Consider the following 19,976-nt stretch of genomic DNA (forward strand, 5'->3'; position numbering starts at 1 on the left):
CAATGATAATATATAGAATGTCTATATGTTGTATTGGAGAGGTCTGACCTGCTTTTTTATGTAAAGAAAAAACGAAAAATTTCTAAATTTGTTATAATATTATATTATTATGATAAATTTGAATCTATCAAATGAGAATACCTTCACATTTAAGGTTTTGAATTTGGCACAAGATTTATTTTCATGAAAAAGTGCAAGGAGGAAACAAGATGAAAAAATTGATAAATCAACCGGAAAATGTTGTGCAAGAAATGATAGAGGGTTTTGTGGCTGCATATCCAAAGCGTCTTAAGCGAGTTCCTAACACAAATGTAATTGTTCGTGCTGATGCTCCTGTTCAAGGAAAGGTTGGAATTGTAAGTGGTGGAGGGAGCGGCCATGAACCTGCACACGGGGGATACGTCGGAAAAGGTATGCTCGATGGAGCGGTTGCCGGCGAAGTCTTTACTTCTCCGACCCCTGACCAAGTTTTTGAAGCGATCAAAGCTGTTGATGGCGGCAAGGGTGTTCTGCTTATTATCAAGAATTACACCGGTGATGTAATGAATTTTGAGATGGCTGCAGAATTAGCGGAAGCAGAAGGAATTCAAGTATCAAAAGTAATCGTAAATGATGACGTAGCAGTAGAAAACTCTACATATACAGTAGGCAGAAGGGGAATTGCCGGAACGGTTTTTGTCCATAAAATATCTGGTGCTTTAGCTGAAATGGGTGCTTCTCTTGAAGAAGTGACAGCTGTGGCAAACAAGGTAGTTGAGAATTTGAGCTCCATGGGAATGGCGTTAACGCCTTGTACAGTGCCAGCCGCTGGAAAACCGGGCTTTACAATCGGCGAATCCGAAATGGAAATTGGAATGGGCATCCATGGGGAACCGGGAATTGAAAGAAGTGAGATCAAAACAGCTGATGAAGTGGCAGAAATTCTTCTTAACAAAGTGCTCGAACAGCTGCAATTAAATGAAAACGACAAAGTAGCCGTTATGATTAACGGGCTTGGAGCAACTCCATTAATGGAGCTTTATATTGTAAATAACAAAGTATCAAAAATGTTGAAGGAGAAAAATATTACTGTCCATGAGACTTTTATTGGCGAATATATGACATCTCTGGAAATGGCAGGATGTTCGATCACCCTTCTTCGCCTTGATGACCAACTGACAGAGCTGTTAGATGCAAGTGCTGATACAATAGCTTTTAAGAAATAAACAGAAAGGAGTATTTGAAATGAGTTTTGGTGTGGATGAAGCTAAGTTGTGGCTAAAACAATTGAATGAAGTTTACCAGCAGCAAAAAATGTATTTGACAGAATTAGACCAGGCTGTAGGGGATGGAGACCACGGAATCAACATGGCCAGGGGCTTCAACGAGGTAATTCAGAAAATCGAAAATACTGATTATATTGATTTAGGCTCTCTATTTAAGGATACAGGGATGATTTTACTTTCAAAAGTAGGCGGTGCATCAGGCCCTTTGTATGGAACTGCTTTTTTAAAAGCAGCAGCATCATTAAAAGATAAAAAAGAAATCACTATAACAGAATTAACGGAGGCATTAACGGAGGCATTGGAAGGAATAAAAATAAGAGGTAAAGCCAGCTATCATGAAAAGACAATGATCGATGTCTGGATACCTGTCGTGGATTTCTTAAAATCTCATGGCGAGGATCTGAATTGGGACGACTTAATACAATTATCATGTGAAAAAATGGAAGAGACAAAGGATTTAGAGGCTAAAAAAGGAAGGGCTTCTTATCTGGGGCCGCGATCGGTCGGACACATTGATCCCGGGGCGGCATCTTCTCATTTCTTTTTTACAGAATTAGCAAAAGTTTGCAAAGGAGCAGAATTATGAATTATGTAGGCATTGTTTTAATTTCTCACAGCCCGGAAATAGTAAATGGATTGGAGTCGCTGTTAAAACAAATTCAAGAAAATGTTCCTCTGGCGGTTGCGGGCGGTACGGATGAAAATGAGATTGGTACAGACGTGTTTAAAATTAAGCAAGCAATAGAATCCGTTTATTCAGAAAAGGGAGTTGTCATCCTGTTTGATCTGGGGAGTGCACTTATCAATGCGGAAATGGCGATTGAAATGCTCGAGGATTACCCAAATATAAAAATAGCTGATGCTCCGCTTGTGGAAGGAGCATATGCAGCAGTGATCGAGGCCGGGATCGGCGGTACTCTGGAGGAAGTTGCCGCTGCAGCGGAGGGAGCAAAGAATTTGCAAAAGGTCCATTGATATGGCTACTCATGAGGTGAACAAAATGATAGAAAGACATATTACGATTTCAATAGAAAATGGTCTTCATGCAAGGCCGGCAGCAGAACTTGTTAAAAAACTGAACCAGTTCAAAAGTACTGTCTTTTTTTATGATGGAGAAAAGAAAATTAATCCGAAAAGTGTTTTAAGCATGATGACAGCTTCGATTAAACAAGGGCAAACAATTCGTGTAGTCGTAGATGGAATTGATGAGGAAGAAACGATGGATTGGCTTACTAATTATCTATAAAAGGCGACGGGGAACGGACCCCGTCGTTTTCACTTAATAACGTGAAGAGGGCAGAGCCTCATTATGATATCTTCTTTTGGAATAACCTTTGAGATCGGAAGACTGCGTGTTCCATATCCGGCTGCAGGTATGATCGTTTTTCTTATCATGAATATCTCCCCTTAAAAGCATTGTTTCTACTATTTTATTCGGACAGTTTCATTAGGTAACTTTGTCCATATAAAATAGGTGCACACCTTATGAACAGCAAGCTTTTGGGCTTTCAATCTGTCACAACACCAACTTGTCTGCTAATACAATATATAAGCGGAAACGTAAAGGAAGGAGATACTTCATGAACATATGCGTACTTGGAGCAGGGTATGTGGGGCTGACGACAACAGCTGTACTTGCGGAATTAGGACATGATGTCATTTGTGTAGACAAAGATCAAGATAAGATAAAACAGCTCCGGCAAAATCAAGTCCCTATTTACGAGCCGGGGCTAGCAGAGCTTATAAAAAATAATTCCAACCGCATTACATTCTGCACAGACAGCCAAAAAGGAATCGTAAAATCTGATGCAATTTTTATTGCTGTAGGAACACCTTCCGACCAGGATGGGAAACCTGATTTAACTTATGTGCTTTCCGTAATAGAAGATTTTTCAACAGCAATTTTATCTTATAAAACAATCATCACAAAAAGTACCGTTCCTCCGGGGACGAACGAATTGATCGAACAGTTATTAATGAAGAAAGGTGTGAAAAGGGAGGATTTTGATATCGTTTCAAACCCGGAATTTCTCAGGGAAGGCTCGGCCGTTTTTGATATGTTTCATGCAGACAAGACGGTTATCGGCTTGAAAAAGAATGATGTACGCTCGCTGCCAATTATGAGAGAAATTTATAACGGACTCGAAGCACCTTTTATCGTTACGAGCCTTACAGGTGCAGAGCTGATAAAGTATGCAAATAATGCCTTTCTCGCAACAAAAATATCTTTTATCAATGAAATTTCAAGAATATGTGATGCATATGGCGTTGATATCACGGAAATATCAAAGGGAATCGGTGCGGACCCTCGAATCGGTTCACAATTTCTCCAAGCCGGTCTCGGATACGGTGGTTCTTGTTTTCCTAAAGATTTGCAAGCATTGTATTATGCCGCGGTTTCAAAAAATGTTACTGCACAAATTTTACAAGCCGTTCAAAAGGTTAATGAAACACAGATTGATTTGTACATGAAAAAACTGCATGCTGTGCTGCCCGATCTGCGGGATAAGAAAGTAAGCGTCCTTGGAATATCCTTCAAGCCGAATACAGATGATACTAGATATTCAAGAGCGGTCGCATTAATCGAAAAATTGGTGAATCAAGATTGCAGGCTTTTTGCTTATGACCCGAAAGCGCGGATTCCGGAACATATACTGGAAAAAGCAACTCAGGCAGAAAGCTTGGAAGAGTCTATTGAACAGGCAGATTGTCTTATTCTTGCTACGGAATGGGATGATTTCATTCAATTAGATTGGCAATATGTAAAAGAAAAAATGAAAGGAAATATCATCGTTGACGGCAGAAATTGTCTTGAGCCTGAAAAGATGAAGGCGCTTGGATTTCAATACATTGGAGTTGGTCGAGGATGAAAATTCTTGTAACAGGAGCAGCTGGATTCATCGGTTCACATTTGTGTGAAGAATTGCTCCGCAGCAAAGATGTGGAAAAAGTAATTGGAGTTGATTTTTTTATCGGTCCAACTCCCGACGTAATGAAAAAAGACAATTTAATTCAGCTTTTGGAACATCCAAAGTTTGAATTTATTAGAAATAATTTATTGACAATGCCTCTTGATGATTTGATTGCACGGACAGATGTTGTTTATCACTTGGCTGCTATTCCCGGAGTTCGTTCAAGCTGGGGAAATGACTTTAAACATTATATTGATCATAACATTTTAGCGACCCAGCGGTTGTTGGAGGCTTGTAAAAACAAAAGTCTCAAAAAATTCATCTATGCTTCTACCTCATCTATTTATGGAGAAAAAAATGGCAGTGTTTCAGAAGAGCAATTACCGGAACCATTGTCGCCATACGGAATTACAAAACTGAGTGGTGAACATTTATGCCGGGTATATGAAAAATATTTTGGCCTTCCATTAGTTATTCTCCGATATTTTACAGTCTATGGTCCCCGCCAACGGCCGGATATGGCTTTTCACCGATTTATTCGCCAATTCCTAAGTAATGAGCCTGTATCCATTTTTGGTGATGGAAAACAAACGAGAGACTTTACGTTTATAAATGATTGCAGAAGAGCAACTGCTTCGGTCCTTATGAATGACAGGGCAGTCGGACAAACGATCAATATCGGAGGAAAAGAGCGGGCTTCTGTATTGGAAGTTCTTGATGTTCTTGAGGAGGTTTCGGGTATAAAAGCTAAGCGCATTTTTTTGGATCAGCCGGCTGGAGAACCGAAACATACATGGGCATCCATATCCAAAGCGAAGGACCTTCTTGATTATGACCCCGTTACGGGATTAAAGGAAGGCTTGAAACAGGAATACCTTTATTTATTAAATTTTTACAGAGATGATAAAAAATGAAAATAGCCTTTATTTGTACGGAAAAGCTTCCATCACCCGCAATAAAAGGAGGAGCCATTCAAATGATGATTGACGGAGTGGTTCCTTATTTTGCAAAAAATCATTCTTTAACAGTGTTTTCCATATCAGATCCGGAGCTTCTTGATCGCGAGAAAGTGGATAATGTTCAGTACATTCGCTTCCCGAGAAAAAATTACCGATTGATGGTTGCTGAAGAATTAAAAAAACATCATTTCGATATCATACATGTCTTTAATCGCCCTAAAAATGTAAACTTGTATAAAATGTCATCTCCAAACAGCAAGATCGTTTTAAGTCTTCATAATGATATGTTCTCAGAAAAGAAAATATCAAGGATAGATGGGGAAGAAGCGATTGAGCAAGCAGCACAAATTACAGCAGTCAGCGACTATATAAAAAAAACGGTTGTTAATCGCTTTCCCAGGGCAGAAAGAAAAATAAATGTTCTTTATTCCGGTGTTGATTTGGAAAGTTTTAAACCGGTTTGGACAGAAGACGGTGAAAGAAAAAGGAAAGAATTAAGGGAAAAATACGGAATCCTCGATAAAAAAGTCATTCTTTTTGTAGGAAGATTAAGCAAAACAAAAGGACCTCATCTCTTAATACAGGCAATGGAAGAACTTGTTAGAAAACATAATGATGCAGTTCTTGTCATTGTGGGAGGGAAGTGGTTCAGCGATAATCGGATAAATGATTATGTAAACATGCTATATGACCTTGCACAGCCATTCAAGGACCAAATTATTTTTACAAAGTATATTCCATCATCTGACATACCGGATATGTTTTTAATGGCTGATGTTTTTATTTGCAGTTCGCAATGGAACGAACCGCTTGCCCGAGTTCATTATGAAGCAATGGCAGCAGGCATCCCTGTCATTACAACAGACCGGGGAGGAAATGCGGAAGTAGTCATACATGGCTTTAATGGCTTTTTGATAAATAATTACAACAACCCAAAACATTTTGCACAAGCGGTTGAATATATTTTTTCGAATCAGGATCATGCAAAATTAATGGCACAAACCGGCAGAAAGTTGATTGAACTGAATTTTTGCTTTCAGCACGTGTATGAACGCCTTCAAAAAGTGTATGATCGAGCGCTGAATGAAGAATAGAAAAGGATTAGGGCAGCCCGATATATGTTCGGGCTGCCCTTTTTTCGATTAAGTTATTCATTGTCTTTTATTCGCACTCTTTTCTTGATCTCTCGGTATCATCTTCGCTTGATATTTCCGTGTCGCTTTCATCATTTGATTAATCTTCAGATTCCTCATCGTCATCATAATCATCGTCTGACTCGTCTTCTTCAGATTCCTCATCGTCATCGTAATCATCGTCTGACTCGTCTTCTTCAGATTCCTCATCGTCATCATAATCATCGTCTGACTCGTTTTCTTCAGATTCCTCATCGTCATTATAATCATCGTCTGACTCGTTTTCTTCAGATTCCTCATCGTCATCATAATTATCGTCTGACTCGTTTTCTTCGGATTCCTCGTCGGAATAATAACCATCGTCAGATTCGACTTCTTCTGCGGTCACAGATTCTTCATCCTGACTTCTTGATTCAGATGACTCTTCCTCATTGTACGAATCAGATGATTCTCCCTCTTCATAGTCATATTCAAGATCAGCATTTTCCTTTATTTCATAGTTGACAAATTCCATCAGAATTTTCCTCCTGAAAATATTTTGTATTATCCTAAATTATGCTTTTTTATAATGAATGTTTACATTCTTGCTTTTGATTTGTTTTTTATTGGATGAGTAAGAAATGGTGTTGTTTTTGACCCATCCTCTATAATGATTTTTACTCTTGGCAGAGAAATTTCCTCAATGACAGGATCTTCCTCTTCAAGTTTTTCATCTATAAAATCTTCAGAGACTTCTTGAAGATCAGCAGCTTTTGGGAATTCTATTTCTTCATCCTTGATAAAGTTAGAAGATTCCTCATCTTGTTTCACTGTGATAGCTTTATTTTCTTTATAGGAATGAGAAAAATTAGGGGTTGAAGGATATTCAATGATTTGAGCATTGAATATTTCTTGAAGATTATCTAATCCGGCATTTTGTTTATCTTGAATAGCTTTAGGATCGTCAAGGATTTTTTCGTACTCCGAAAAACTCCATCCCATCGGACCGGGAGGTGAAAACGCGAACTTTTCGAGTTCAAGCTTTGGAATAAGGTTTTTGTCCATTTTTTCAGACATTTTTCTTCCCTCCGCTCTGTTGCTTTATTTCAAGATAAATATCTGAAAAACTGTTCAAGAATTCATCTTTTGAATTTTCAACGGCTACAATGTTTTGCAGTGCCCACATGTATTTTTCGTCTGACCAGGAACGCTTCTGTCCGAGATAATATTTATGAATAATGGAACAAAATAGATGCGGGAAAGCCAAATCTGTCCAAAGGATTCGATAATGGTTTTCTGATAAAGGATGGACAGAATCATAAGAACGCAGCATATGAATTGCAAGATCATGGTCCCAGACAGACATTTTTTTCATCACTTTGTTTAGGAGAATTCGCAAGTCTCTCGAAGGCAAGTCTTGCGTGATGGAATGAAGTTCTTTCATATAAGCCGATCCATCCACTTCAATTAATCTGGCAAGAGTAAAATCTTGCTGGCAGAAACCTCCTTCATTTAATACTTCCATCGTACATTGCTTATAATATGGTTCGTCTAAGTTTTGCAATGCGTCTCTTCCTCTTTGAAGCATTTTTTCGGCATGTTCCAAAAACAGGATCGAGAATGGATCGTTTGGCAATGATTCAGCAATTTTCTTATGGCCTTCAAGTTCTTGAAGCTTCCACCTATATAATTTTAGCCATTTGTTCAGACGAGCCCGTTTTTTGCTTTCTTTCATCGGTTGGTACCCTTTTGAAGCCTGATAAAATTGGGCGGCAAATTCGAGTGTTTTACTAAGATGTTCTTTACTATAGTATGACATTTCATTTCCGGTGACTTTATCATACATAACAAAAGCAAAGTCTCCTAAACCAAGACATAAGGAACCATTCTTTGTCAAATGAATTGGAGCGATTGGCAGTCCTTTTTTAAGCAGATGCAGATGGGCATTTGCAATGTAAAGCATTCTTCTTGGATTCATCACAGCCTGCTTTAATATTTTTACGCCGTCGCTCGATTGAATCTCCCATGTTTTTCGCCCGCTTTTATTAGAAAGAAGGGTGACATCCTTAACATCAAAAGGATAATGGTCAATAATTCCTTTAAGATATTCATGGTTTATTTTGTTTGGTTCTTCCACATCACTCATCCTTTCTGCCTAAGGAATATTTCATTGCTTCTTTATAAACACTTAAGAGATTTTTTGATACAGTTTCCCATCCGAAATCTCTTTCAACCTTAGCCCGTCCGTATTTTCCAAGTCGGCTGCAAAGGCTTGAATTACTTAAAAGTTGATTAATGCGTACTGCATAAGCATCCGGGTTCTCAAAATCATAAATAATGAAGCCGTTTTTTTCTTCTTCAATCACTTCAGGATTGCCGCCACGGTTGCTTGTAATAATCGGAAGTCCGGCTGCCATTGCTTCATAATGTACACGGGCAAGGGGTTCCTGCCATTGCGAAGAACAGACAAAAACATCAGACATCGTGTAGAGTCCGGGAATATCGCGCGGTTTAACGAATTTAATGAAAGTGATATTTTCTGGATAAAGAGAACCAAATGTATAAAGATGCTTCACATAATTATTGATATTGTCATCTCCAAACCATTTTGACCCTACAAAGACCATCATGACATCGGGATGCTCTTCAATGATTTTTGGCATTGCTTGAAGCAGCACATGGGGCCCTTTGACTTTGCTTAAGCGTCCTACAAAAAGGACAACTTTTTTTCCTTCAAGTCCTAATTCAGCCCTAATTCTTTTTCGGATACGTGATCCTTCTGCTGTCCAATGCGGTTGATAATCCTCCAAGTCGACACCGGAATAGACAGTCTTTGTTTTCGATTTCGCACTCGGAAAGCGGGAAGTAATGGTTTTGCCGATATAGTCGCTGACGGTGATGATTTTTGAAATCCGGGAAATACAATCTATTCCTTCTTGATCCGACATTTTATCAGGAGCGAGCATATCGTTATGAACGCTAAGTACGAATTTTGTATCCGGTGAAGCCTCAGCCAGTGATTTTATCCAGGCAGGCCGATTGCAAACATGGACGACATCATATTTAGCACCACTTAGATGCGTTGCCAGTTGTTCCAAATAACTGTGTTCGTCAAACCGCAAATATTTGACATTGTTTCTTTCTTCAGAATCTTTCAATTCTGGATCTTTGATCGAAATAACTGTAACATCGGCGGTTCTCCCGATAATTGAAGCAACAGAATCGAGATATATTTGAATGGCTCCGCCGCGTATTGCTGGCACTGGAAGCTTTTCTGTAGCTACAAGTGCAATTTTCATATACGTTTCCTCCATTCACGTTACAGGTAATGAAAGGAAAAAATATTCCTGTTTCTTTATGATACGAGTCAAGTAGGAACATGGTGAGTTATCACCATATTTGTTTATTAAAAAGGGCATATATCACAAGTAATACACCCAATTTGGTTAAATGAACAGGAAAATAAGGGCAAGGGTGGGTATGTTTCCATACATTGATTACAAGAAGGTATGAGGATGGTGAATATTTTGGCGGAAGAACACGATAAAAATGTAATCGAAAATGAAGAAAACGGAGAGTTTACACTGACTCCCGAAGAGGAAGCAAAACTGACTAGGCTGGCTGAATCAATTATCCAATTTTGGGATGTCTCCATAACATCTATAGAAGTGATCCAAGGAGGACAGATGGCGTTAGTCTGGAAAATCTACACTTCAGAAGGACCAATCTGTCTCAAACGGATTCACAGGCCTGAAAAGAAAGCATTGTTTTCCATAAATGCACAAAATTTTCTTGCGACAAAAGGATTCCGTGTTCCGGGAATTATTCCAAATAAAAATGGGGAGCTTTACACGAAATATGGACCCTTTTTATTCGTTGTATATGATTGGATTGAAGGAAGGCCGTTTGAGTTGACGGTTAAAGAAGACTTAGAATTTATCATGCAGGGATTGGCTGAATTCCACACTGCATCGATCGGTTATAAACCTCCGGAGGGCATACCTATCTTTACTAAATTGGGGCGCTGGCCATATCACTATATTAAAAGATGCCAGCATATGAAAACATGGAAGATTGTTGCAAGCAAACAGGTTGACGACCCTTTTTCAGAATTGTATTTAGCGGAAATTGATGAATTTATCCAGAACGGGAATGATACATTAAAAACATTGCAGCAATCAGCATACCCTTCATGGGTAAGCAAAGTGAAAGAGTCTCCAAATTTATGCCATCAGGATTATGGTACCGGCAACTCGCTGCTTGGCGATGACGGAAAAATTTGGATTATTGATCTTGATACAGTGTCCTTTGATTTACCTATAAGGGATCTCAGAAAAATGATTATCCCTTTATTGGATGCAACAGGGGTTTGGGATCAGGAAACATTTGACATTATGATAAATGCTTATGAATCCGTATCTCCTTTAACGAATGAGCAAAAGCAAATCATGTTTATTGATATGCTCTTCCCTTATGAGTTGTATGATATTGCTCGTGAAAAGTATGTAAGAAAGAGCCCGCTTTTAGTTGAAGAATTGGCCGGGGCAATGGAATATGAAAGAATTAAACTTCGTGCTCTTCAGGCTCTAATACAAGATTAAATAGCCTTTCTAATAATCCCGGCGGCAGTCGGGATTATTTTATTATCAGAAAGTAAAATCTTACTGGACTTTGAAAACTGCCCAGCGCAAGCAGCTGTCGGGGCTAACTAAGGCACTAGCCCTTTTCTAATTAGGAAACAAGTCTTAATGATCGGTAAGAGAAGGGAAAAAAGGCCGTTTACATTTAAAGATTTTGTTAAGAAAAATATGGACATTATGAAGATTAGATTAAATATTGTAAAAATTTACAAAATTATATTCTTTTTTTTCGGATTTTTTGTATGATGGTTCTGTAGTACAAAGCAACATTCAAGGAGGCAATGGAAAATGAAAAATTTTAAACAATGGTTATTAGCTTTAATGGCAGTTTTCATGGTAGTAGGTTTTGCCACAGGTTGCACCAATGACAAAGAAGATCAGGAAACAGATGACACAACTACTGAACAAAATCAGGATGCTGAAAACAAAGAATCAACAGAAGAATCTGGACAATAATGATCATGAAAATGGGGCTGTTCCTAAGGTAAAAAGTTTTTACCTTTAGGGGCAGCCCTATTTTTTTATTTTTTGTGTATCACTTTTGCAAGATTGGAAAAAATACTTAAAGTCATTGCTATATTACAAAAAAATTCCCATCTTATGGGGGATTTTTTAATTTTATTCTAAGGTGGTCAATAATGAATGGAGAATTGTTGATTATCGGGGGACATGAAGAAAAGTATAACGGAGAAGAGATTTTGCAAAAATTTATGGAATTGGCAAAAAAAAATAAGGGTTCGATTGGCATTTTGCCAACAGCCTCAGAAATCCCTGATGAGGTGAGTGCTGATTATATAAACGTATTTCGTAATCTTCATGCGGAAGATATCAAAGTATTAAATATAAAGTCCAGAAATGAAGCAAACGCAGAGGATTTTTCTGATACGATGTCAGAAATATCAGCCTTATTTATTACAGGCGGAGACCAGAGCCGTTTAGCGGAGATTGTTGGTAAAACAAAATTGTACAATTCAATCATTGAACGGTGGAAAAATGGGATGGTGATAGCCGGTACAAGTGCCGGGGCATCCATAATGGGAAAATTAATGATTGCTTCTGCGAAAACAAAAGAAAATGATGAAGGTTTAAAGATTGACATAGAGGATGGATTTGGTTTTCTGAACGCTTTAATTGACCAGCATTTTTCTCAGAGGGCGCGGTTTGGAAGGCTGCTGGGAGCAATAGCGGAAAACCCTAATTTGATTGGAATTGGCATTGATGAAAATACTGCCATTCTTGTAGAAAACAATAAATTTAAGGTTTATGGAGAGCACCAAGTATTTGTTATCGACGGTAAAGAAGGAAGTTTAGTTGATTTGGCCATCTCAGAAAGCGGAGGCGAAGAGCTGACAATATCCAATTTTAAATTGCACACACTTACAAATGGCTTTAGCTTTGATCTGAATACCCGACAACTAATAAACAGAAAAGAGGATTAAATGAATGAAGATCAACCGTGTAAGGTATTTGAAAGGCCCTAATTATTTCAGTCTCAGGCCTGCCATTTGGATTGAACTGGATATAGAAGAACTTGAATTACTGCCTTCAAATGCTATTCCCGGATTTACTGAAAGACTTTTAGAACTTATCCCAAGTTTGAAAACGCATACATGTTCGCTCGGGTATCAAGGCGGCTTTGTAGATCGGTTGAAAGAAGGCACTTGGATGGGACATATACTCGAGCATATGGCAATTGAACTTCAAGTTCTTGCCGGCATTGATGCTAGACGGGGTAAAACGATTACAAGCAACAAAAAAGGAATTTATTTTATCGCATTTGATTATCAAGAACCAAAATCCGGACTTCAGGCCTTTAAATCAGCAATGGAAATTATTGAAAAAATATTGAAAGGTCATCGTTTCATTCCAATTCAAAAATACATCTCGGAAATTTCGGACCTTTATCTTAATAACAAACTTGGACCGAGTACACAGGCAATTTTTGATGCGGCAATGAAGGCGAAAATTCCTGTAGAAAGAATAGGAGATGACAGTTTGCTCAGACTAGGAACCGGGTCAAAGCAAAAATTTGTCCAAGCCACGATTACAAGTCAGACTTCTTCTCTTGCCGTTGAGAGAGCCTGTGATAAACAATTGACAAAGATGATTCTTTCAAGCTGTGGTGTACCTGTCCCTAAAGGGGAAGTTGTTACGTCATTGACTGAAATTTTTAAGGCTTCTGAAAGAATCGGTTTTCCACTTGTCATAAAACCGCTTAGAGGCAGACAAGGACAAGGAGTAATTACAAATATTAGAAATAAAGATGAGTTATTTAATGTTGTTAATTGTTTAGATAAACATGTGAAAGAATTTATTATTGAGCGTTGTTATGATGGAAACGATTACAGGCTTTTAGTTGTTAATCAAAAATTAGTAGCAGCAAGTCTTCGGAATCCGCCATTTGTGATCGGAAACGGACAGGATACGATTCGGAAATTAATTGAACTTGAAAATGAAAATCCGAAACGCGGAGAAGGGCATGAAAAACCAATGTCGAAAATTCCGCTTAATTTTACAGTAACATGTTATCTTGAAAAATTTGATTTAACTCTAGATTCAGTACCGGAAAAAGGCCAGATTGTGCAGGTCGTTGGAAATGCAAATTTATCGACCGGGGGACAAGCAATTGATGTAACGGATGAGGTCCACCCTTCGATAAAAGAAATGGCCATTACAGCTGCGAAAGCGATTGGACTGGACGTTGCTGGAATTGATTTTATATGTAAAGACATAACGAAACCGCTAAATCGTGAAGATTCAGTGGTCGTTGAAGTAAATGCTGCACCGGGAATCCGTATGCACCATTTTCCGAGTAAAGGGAAAAAAAGAGATGTCGGCAAAGAAATTGTCGAATATCTTTTTAAGAGCAGGGAAGAAGCATGTATTCCCATTATTTCTGTAACCGGCACGAATGGGAAAACGACGACTGCCCGATTGATCAAACATTTAATCGAAGAAGATGATTTTACGGTAGGAATGGCCAATTCGGATGGTGTTTACATTGGGAATCAGTGTATTGATGAAGGAGATTGCAGCGGCCCAATAAGCGCAAGAATGGTTCTAAGCAATCCGATCGTTGAATTGGCCGTGTTGGAGACAGCCAGGGGCGGAATTCTTCGCGAAGGTCTCGCATTTCGTTATTGTGATGTCGGAATTGTAACAAATGTGAGTGAAGACCATCTTGGACAAGATGGCATTGAAACGTTTGATCAGCTTGTGAAGCTGAAAAGATTAATCCCTGAAGTTGTTATTGAAGGGGGATACTGTGTATTAAATGCCGATGATCCTGAAGTGGTGAAAATGGCTGATTATACAAAAGGAAATATCATTTATACGTCTATAAATGCTGACAATCCTTATATAAATGAAGCAGCTAAAAAGGGAGGTATAGCCTGGTATCTTGATCATAAAGGGTGGATTGTTCATGTATCGAAAAACGTTAAAACAAAATTCCTGCCTTCCCGGGAAATTCCAATTACGATAAACGGTACAGCGAAGCATAATATTGCAAATTTATTGCAAGCTTTAGCTGCGGCACATTCTCAAGGCGTTTCGATCAGTCAGTTAAAAGAGAGAGTCTTAACGTTTGAACCTGATTTTAAACAGTCTAAAGGAAGATTCAATAAAATAAGCAAAGATGGACGGGAAATTGTTGTCGACTATGCGCATAATGTTGCCGGGTTAATGGCTATTTACGATACAATTAAAGAACTTAAAAAAAATCGGGTGATCACCGTGCTTTCCGCACCTGGAGACAGAAATAACAATGAAGTCGCTAATTTGGCAAAAATAGCTGCAAAGAATTCAGATTTACTAGTTATTAAGGAAGATGGCAATCTGAGAGGAAGGGCTCCGTTTGAAACCGCCGGTATCATGAGGGATGCCGCGCTGCAGGAGGGAATGGGGACCGAAAATATTTATATTATTAGAGATGAATTAACAGCGTTTGCTGAGGCGTGGGAATTGTCAAGGGAAGGAGATCTGCTCCTCTTTTCATATGAGGTGTTTTCTAATGTAGCTAAATTTCTTACCATGGTTGATGAAAAGCAAACCATCTTAAACAAAAAAAGAAGCGGTTAAACAAAAGGACTTGGAGTGAAGGGCTCCAAGTTTTATTTTTGCTTGGGAGTTTTGCAATCTTAAGAAGAATGGGCTCTTTTTTGAGTAACTCAACATATATTGATATGAGAAGAGGAGGGAACGAGAGTGATTAGGATTAGGATGCTTGGTCTTAACAGCCAATCAACGATAAGCAACCTCCGGGGGAAACAAAAAGAAATTTACAATGCAATTGAGAACAGTCCATTTATGTTTGAATACGATACAGCCAATCAACTATTATTTGAATTAAAAGTGAGAGAAAACATTATTAACGCATCAATAGATCTCAGCAAGAGCAAGGCTGTCTTTTCATCTTTCAGGACATCAGGCTTTAACCCCGCTTACTGGATCCGCGGAAATCGCGGTTACTTGTTAAGATATGACGTTCAGCCTGCTGATGCGATAGAAGATATTTTTATCAATAGTCAATATTATGGTTTTGAATGTTCGACAGCAATTGTTATCATTTTTTATAAAGCAGTGCTTGAATCGATAGACCGCCGTATATTTAACTACTTATTTCAAAATTTGCTTGTATGGGACTGGAACTATGACCGCGACCTTCAAATCATTACCCTTCCCGGAGATGACTTTATTCCGGGGGATGTCGTTTATTTTTATAACCCTGATTTCAAACAACCCATTTGGATGGGGGAAAACGCGGTATTCCTCGGAGATGGCAAATATTTTGGACATGGAATCGGCATCCGTACTGCTGAACAAATGGTTGAAGCACTGAACACCCGCAGAAGAGAGAATGCCAAAAGAACGGCATATTTATTAGAACAATACAGCAGGCTCAACTTTTCAACTTTAGAACGGTTTGCAAAAAATCAACCAACACTTTAACACTTTAAAGGGGAGCGGGCCTGGCCCGCTCCCCTTTAAAGTGTTAAAGCAATGTAGAGTGTCTCTTATTAAAAAAGGGTGCTTCTCATTTGGAAAGCACCCTTTTTTCTAATTTAATATTTGAAACATGCTGCTCCTACAATGATGAGCAGGATGAATAGTACTACGATCAGAGCAAATGTGCCGCCGTGACCATAGCCGCCATGTCCATATCCAGGCCCATATCCGCATCCATAACCGTATCCGCCGTAACCGTACATATAGTAACCTCCTTATATTACGTTAATAATGTCCAAATCCACCACAAAAACAGGACGCACCTATAATAATCAATAAAATAAACAGAACAACCAGGAGAGCAAATCCTCCGCCGTATCCGTATTCACCTGACATATTTTTAACCTCCTTTTTCTAAGTCAATATATCCTATTCAATTTGCTTCATTTGTGTTATAGACACCTATCTAAATTAGATATTTTTCTTAGATGAAAGGCTCTGCTAATCATTATTGTTGATCCAACCGATAATGAGGGGTGCCGTTTGTTTATTTCCATGGAAAAGATTTAGATGTGGTGACAAGTTTAATTCTATGTTAGGGTAATTCGTGTCGCCTAAATCGTATGATGAAGGAGGAAATTTCATTGAAAAAAGTGATTCTATTGCTAACAATCTTTTTGATGACAATACAATTTTTTCAAATAGATCAATCGAAATCAAATGCCCAAATTCTTGAGAATGTAAAGGTGTACGAGGTCGAAAAAGGAGACACACTTTTCAAAATTGCTGTAAGGTCTGGAATTTCTGAATTGGAACTTAAACAGGCAAATTTTAAAAAAACAGACCATATTGCGCCAGGTGAAAAGCTGATTATACCTGAAAAAAAGATTACCGATCATGAACAAGATCTGCTTGCGCGATTAGTCCATGCGGAAGCAAAAGGAGAGCCGTATGCAGGAAAAATTGCCGTTGCCTTAGTTGTTTTGAATCGAGTTAAAAGCGAAAAATTCCCTGATACCATTCAGGAAGTAATATATGAAGATCGGCAATTTGAGCCGGTCGAAAACGGTTCAATTAATCAACCGGCTGATGAAGAATCTAATAAGGCAGTAAAAGAAGCGATTGCACTTGAAGGCCAGGATAACGGTTCACTTTTCTTTTTTAATCCTGAAAAAACGAACAGCAAATGGCTTCGTACAAGAACAGTAACAACTGTCATTGGAAATCACCGATTTGCTAAGTAGCTAAAGTAATAAACAACCTCGGCCGGGGTTGTTTTTGTTTACATACATCATCGATAAAAACATGGTACTCTATAATAAAAAGTATAAAATACAACAGAAAGGAGCGGTGACATTTGCTTGCACAATTTCTAAAGGATTCCCGTTATACAGTTATTTTGACAGGGGCCGGAATGTCGACAGAGAGCGGTCTGCCTGATTTCCGATCATCACGAAACGGAATGTGGAACAAGAAAGATCCGAGTAAAGTTGCCAGCGTTGAAGCATTAAACAAAAATGTCGAAGAGTTTATTGAATTTTATTATAAAAGAATTAGCAGCCTTAAGGAATGCCAGCCAAATGAAGGCCATTTAATTTTAGCCGAATGGGAAAAAGCCGGTATTATACAAAGTATCATTACTCAAAATGTCGACGGCTTTCATGAACAAGCGGGAAGCAGGAATGTGGCAGAACTGCACGGGACATTACGATTTGTCCATTGTCAAATTTGCAAGAAAAGATATCCATGTGAAACGTACATTCGCAAAAATTATGCGTGTGAATGCGGAGGTGTGCTTCGTCCTTCGGTTGTACTTTTTGGAGAAATGCTCCCAGAGGACGCTTTTATGAGGGCAGCGGAGGAGTCCGAAAAGGCGGAATTATTTATTGTACTTGGTTCATCCCTCACCGTGACTCCGGCAAACCAATTTCCTTTGATTGCAAAACAGAATGGCGCAAAGCTTGTGATCGTAAATATGGAGCCTACTGAATTTGATGTCTATGCAGACTTAGTCATTCATAACCGAAAAATTGGAGAAGTGCTGCGTGAAGTGAGTTTAGCGCTTTAAAGCATTGAGGGCCAGACCCTCATCCGTTTAAAGCGTTAAAGTATTGAGGGCCAGACCCCTGAGGAGAGGTGATATAAATGAAGATTCGAAAAACAATTGTAAATCAAAATGAGACAAAAGTGTTTGTGTATGAAAACCGTAAAGAAGAATACACTGTTGCAGCGATTCCTGATCTGGAATGGTCATGTCTGATTTCTTACAGTGAAACTAGAGAAGAGATTGTTGAAAGGCTGAAAGAATCATTATCAAAAACTTTACACGAGAATGCGGATGAACTTGCGGAACGCATTTACGCTTGGACAAGAGAAATGTAATAAAACTTTGATGACAGTTGTCTTTTATGGGTTTGAAAGACAGCATTGCAATATGCTGATGTCAGCGATATGATGGAGTTTATGGAGAATTTTTTATAGGGCTTTGTCAAGCTCCGCATGACATCGAAGGCGTAAACGCTTTTTAGAGAGGAAGACATTATGGCGAAAAATTTTACAGACGAAGTGCTGTCAAGAAGAACATTTGCAATTATATCTCATCCTGACGCGGGGAAAACAACATTAACAGAAAAACTGCTCCTGTTCGGCGGTGCCATTCGGGATGCAGGTACCGTAAAAGCAAAAAAGACAGGGAAATTTGCAACAAGTGACTGGATGGAAATCGAAAAACAACGGGGGATTTCTGTTACTTCCAGTGTGATGCAATTTGATTACAAAGGTTTTCGCGTAAACATTCTCGATACACCCGGGCACCAGGACTTTAGCGAAGACACGTACCGTACGTTAACAGCTGTTGACAGCGCAATGATGATTATTGATTCGGCAAAAGGAATAGAAGAGCAAACAATTAAACTTTTTAAAGTTTGCCGAATGAGAGGCATCCCGATTTTTACATTTATGAACAAGCTCGACCGGCAAGGAAAAGCTCCGCTAGAGCTGTTGGCTGAGCTCGAAGAAGTCCTTGGCATAGAGTCTTATCCGATGAACTGGCCGATTGGAATGGGAAAAGAATTTCTAGGGATTTATGACCGTTTTTACAATCGGATCGAACAATTCCGTGTTGAAGACGGCGAACGGTTTGTTGAATTGAACGAGGACGGCGAGATTGCAGGCGTTCACCCATTAAAAGAGTCACCTTTGTATGAGCAAACGCTTGAAGAGGTGCTGCTGTTAAATGAGGCAGGAAACAGCTTCTCCGCTGAACGTGTGGCAGAAGGGACGCTTATTCCTGTGTTTTTTGGAAGTGCGTTAACGAATTTTGGGGTGCAAACCTTTTTGGAAACGTATTTAAAATTTGCCCCTGCTCCACAAGCGCGAAACTCAACCGCCGGAAAAATCGACCCTCTTTCCGAACTATTTTCAGGGTTTATTTTTAAAATCCAGGCGAACATGAATCCCGCGCACCGTGACCGGATTGCATTTCTTAGAGTTTGCTCCGGAAAATTTGAGCGGGGAATGACGGTAAACCTGGCCAGAACAGGGAAGCAAATTAAGCTTGCTCAATCGACCCGGTTTATGGCTGATGACCGCAGTACAGTGGATGAAGCGGTGAGCGGTGATATTATTGGGTTATATGATCCCGGCACATATCAAATTGGCGATACATTGACGGGAGGAAAAGAAGTTTTTCAATATGACAGTCTCCCTCAATTTACTCCTGAACTGTTTGTTAGGGTAACGGCGAAAAACGTCATGAAGCAGAAACATTTCCATAAAGGGATTCAGCAGCTCGTTCAAGAAGGAGCCATCCAGCTGTTTAAAACGGTGAAGACGGATGAATATTTGCTTGGGGCGGTTGGACAGCTTCAGTTTGAAGTTTTTGAGCATCGAATGAAAGCTGAGTATAACGTCGATGTTGTCATGGAACGACTAGGTTCAAAAATTGCCCGCTGGATCGAAAATGAAGAAGTGGATGAGAACCTTTCCAGCTCGCGCAGTCTGCTCGTCCGTGACCGTTTTGATAGTTATGTTTTCTTATTTGAAAACGACTTTGCCCTTCGGTGGTTCCAGGACAAGAACCCTGATATTAAACTGTATAATCCGATGGACGGTTCAAATCCATAAGATAGTCATTTTAAGA

The 19,976-nt window shown here is 39.1% G+C and carries 21 protein-coding genes and 1 pseudogene; 16 read left to right on the top strand and 6 right to left on the bottom strand.

Annotated features, from left to right (window positions below; translation table 11 throughout):
* Positions 1 to 209 precede the first annotated feature (209 nt).
* The 7 genes from dhaK to C0966_RS02655 all read left to right on the top strand — a co-directional run bounded on the left by dhaK (position 210) and on the right by C0966_RS02655 (position 6,230).
* Positions 210 to 1,205: a dihydroxyacetone kinase subunit DhaK gene (dhaK, locus tag C0966_RS02625; RefSeq protein WP_274853627.1), complete on the top strand. Its 996-nt coding sequence runs from the start codon at positions 210 to 212 to the stop codon at positions 1,203 to 1,205.
* A gap of 19 nt (positions 1,206 to 1,224) precedes the next feature.
* Entirely contained in the window at positions 1,225 to 1,851 is a 627-nt protein-coding gene (gene dhaL / locus C0966_RS02630) for a dihydroxyacetone kinase subunit DhaL (protein ID WP_274853628.1), read from the top strand.
* The gene (gene dhaM / locus C0966_RS02635) at positions 1,848 to 2,240 is read left to right on the top strand and encodes a dihydroxyacetone kinase phosphoryl donor subunit DhaM (protein ID WP_274853629.1); all 393 of its coding nucleotides are present in this window, start codon (positions 1,848 to 1,850) and stop codon (positions 2,238 to 2,240) included. The genes dhaL and dhaM overlap by 4 nt, the downstream gene beginning before the upstream one ends.
* Before the next feature lie 25 nt (positions 2,241 to 2,265).
* Positions 2,266 to 2,511: an HPr family phosphocarrier protein gene (locus tag C0966_RS02640; protein WP_274853630.1), complete on the top strand. Its 246-nt coding sequence runs from the start codon at positions 2,266 to 2,268 to the stop codon at positions 2,509 to 2,511.
* A 334-nt stretch (positions 2,512 to 2,845) separates the two neighbouring features.
* On the top strand, positions 2,846 to 4,135 hold the full coding sequence (locus C0966_RS02645) for a UDP-glucose dehydrogenase family protein (RefSeq protein ID WP_274853632.1): 1,290 nt from the start codon (positions 2,846 to 2,848) through the stop codon (positions 4,133 to 4,135).
* Complete coding sequence (locus tag C0966_RS02650; RefSeq protein WP_274853633.1) at positions 4,132 to 5,091, top strand: NAD-dependent epimerase/dehydratase family protein; 960 nt, start codon at positions 4,132 to 4,134, stop codon at positions 5,089 to 5,091. The genes C0966_RS02645 and C0966_RS02650 overlap by 4 nt, the downstream gene beginning before the upstream one ends.
* A 62-nt stretch (positions 5,092 to 5,153) precedes the next feature.
* On the top strand, positions 5,154 to 6,230 hold the full coding sequence (locus tag C0966_RS02655) for a glycosyltransferase family 4 protein (protein ID WP_274853634.1): 1,077 nt from the start codon (positions 5,154 to 5,156) through the stop codon (positions 6,228 to 6,230).
* 139 nt (positions 6,231 to 6,369) lie between these two features.
* Here C0966_RS02655 and C0966_RS02660 read toward each other — a convergent pair whose 3' ends face one another.
* The 4 genes from C0966_RS02660 to C0966_RS02675 all read right to left on the bottom strand — a co-directional run bounded on the left by C0966_RS02660 (position 6,370) and on the right by C0966_RS02675 (position 9,547).
* On the bottom strand, positions 6,370 to 6,783 hold the full coding sequence (locus C0966_RS02660; protein ID WP_274853635.1) for a hypothetical protein: 414 nt from the start codon (positions 6,781 to 6,783) through the stop codon (positions 6,370 to 6,372).
* A gap of 62 nt (positions 6,784 to 6,845) precedes the next feature.
* Entirely contained in the window at positions 6,846 to 7,325 is a 480-nt protein-coding gene (locus C0966_RS02665; protein ID WP_274853636.1) for a hypothetical protein, read from the bottom strand.
* Positions 7,318 to 8,385 (bottom strand): CotS family spore coat protein, encoded by a 1,068-nt coding sequence (locus tag C0966_RS02670; protein WP_274853637.1) that lies wholly within the window; start codon positions 8,383 to 8,385, stop codon positions 7,318 to 7,320. Before C0966_RS02670 ends, C0966_RS02665 begins: the two co-directional genes overlap by 8 nt.
* Before the next feature lies 1 nt (position 8,386).
* Positions 8,387 to 9,547, bottom strand: coding sequence for a glycosyltransferase family 4 protein (locus C0966_RS02675; protein ID WP_274853638.1), 1,161 nt, complete (start codon positions 9,545 to 9,547; stop codon positions 8,387 to 8,389).
* A gap of 216 nt (positions 9,548 to 9,763) precedes the next feature.
* On the opposite strand from C0966_RS02675, the gene C0966_RS02680 reads away from it, so the two are divergent.
* The 5 genes from C0966_RS02680 to C0966_RS02700 all read left to right on the top strand — a co-directional run bounded on the left by C0966_RS02680 (position 9,764) and on the right by C0966_RS02700 (position 15,838).
* Positions 9,764 to 10,849 (top strand): CotS family spore coat protein, encoded by a 1,086-nt coding sequence (locus tag C0966_RS02680; protein ID WP_274853639.1) that lies wholly within the window; start codon positions 9,764 to 9,766, stop codon positions 10,847 to 10,849.
* Positions 10,850 to 11,176: 327 nt separating this feature from the next.
* Complete coding sequence (locus C0966_RS02685; protein ID WP_274853640.1) at positions 11,177 to 11,344, top strand: hypothetical protein; 168 nt, start codon at positions 11,177 to 11,179, stop codon at positions 11,342 to 11,344.
* Between the two features lie 182 nt (positions 11,345 to 11,526).
* The gene (locus C0966_RS02690; protein ID WP_274853641.1) at positions 11,527 to 12,327 is read left to right on the top strand and encodes a cyanophycinase; all 801 of its coding nucleotides are present in this window, start codon (positions 11,527 to 11,529) and stop codon (positions 12,325 to 12,327) included.
* Positions 12,328 to 12,331: 4 nt separating this feature from the next.
* The gene (gene cphA / locus C0966_RS02695) at positions 12,332 to 14,968 is read left to right on the top strand and encodes a cyanophycin synthetase (protein WP_274853642.1); all 2,637 of its coding nucleotides are present in this window, start codon (positions 12,332 to 12,334) and stop codon (positions 14,966 to 14,968) included.
* Between the two features lie 126 nt (positions 14,969 to 15,094).
* Positions 15,095 to 15,838: a protein-glutamine gamma-glutamyltransferase gene (locus C0966_RS02700; RefSeq protein WP_274853643.1), complete on the top strand. Its 744-nt coding sequence runs from the start codon at positions 15,095 to 15,097 to the stop codon at positions 15,836 to 15,838.
* Positions 15,839 to 15,951: 113 nt separating this feature from the next.
* Here the strand turns inward: C0966_RS02700 and C0966_RS18635 are convergent.
* Together C0966_RS18635 and C0966_RS02710 are read right to left on the bottom strand one after the other, a co-directional pair.
* Positions 15,952 to 16,041, bottom strand: a pseudogene (locus C0966_RS18635) (YjcZ family sporulation protein); the annotation flags it as partial.
* Between the two features lie 79 nt (positions 16,042 to 16,120).
* On the bottom strand, positions 16,121 to 16,231 hold the full coding sequence (locus C0966_RS02710) for a YjcZ family sporulation protein (RefSeq protein ID WP_274853646.1): 111 nt from the start codon (positions 16,229 to 16,231) through the stop codon (positions 16,121 to 16,123).
* Positions 16,232 to 16,479: 248 nt separating this feature from the next.
* Here C0966_RS02710 and C0966_RS02715 point away from each other — a divergent pair, with 248 nt between their 5' ends.
* The 4 genes from C0966_RS02715 (at position 16,480) to C0966_RS02730 (ending at position 19,960) form a co-directional block, all read left to right on the top strand.
* Complete coding sequence (locus C0966_RS02715; protein ID WP_274853647.1) at positions 16,480 to 17,079, top strand: cell wall hydrolase; 600 nt, start codon at positions 16,480 to 16,482, stop codon at positions 17,077 to 17,079.
* A gap of 113 nt (positions 17,080 to 17,192) precedes the next feature.
* Positions 17,193 to 17,903, top strand: a complete 711-nt coding sequence (locus C0966_RS02720; RefSeq protein WP_274853648.1) for an SIR2 family NAD-dependent protein deacylase — start codon at positions 17,193 to 17,195, stop codon at positions 17,901 to 17,903.
* 77 nt (positions 17,904 to 17,980) lie between these two features.
* Complete coding sequence (locus C0966_RS02725) at positions 17,981 to 18,217, top strand: YueH family protein (protein ID WP_274853649.1); 237 nt, start codon at positions 17,981 to 17,983, stop codon at positions 18,215 to 18,217.
* 159 nt (positions 18,218 to 18,376) lie between these two features.
* Positions 18,377 to 19,960 carry a peptide chain release factor 3 gene (locus C0966_RS02730; protein ID WP_274853650.1) on the top strand — a complete coding sequence of 528 codons (1,584 nt, stop codon included), beginning with the start codon at positions 18,377 to 18,379 and terminating at the stop codon, positions 19,958 to 19,960.
* Positions 19,961 to 19,976 lie beyond the last annotated feature (16 nt).

The organism is Bacillus methanolicus (assembly GCF_028888695.1).
Taxonomy (GTDB): domain Bacteria; phylum Bacillota; class Bacilli; order Bacillales; family Cytobacillaceae; genus Bacillus_Z; species Bacillus_Z methanolicus_B.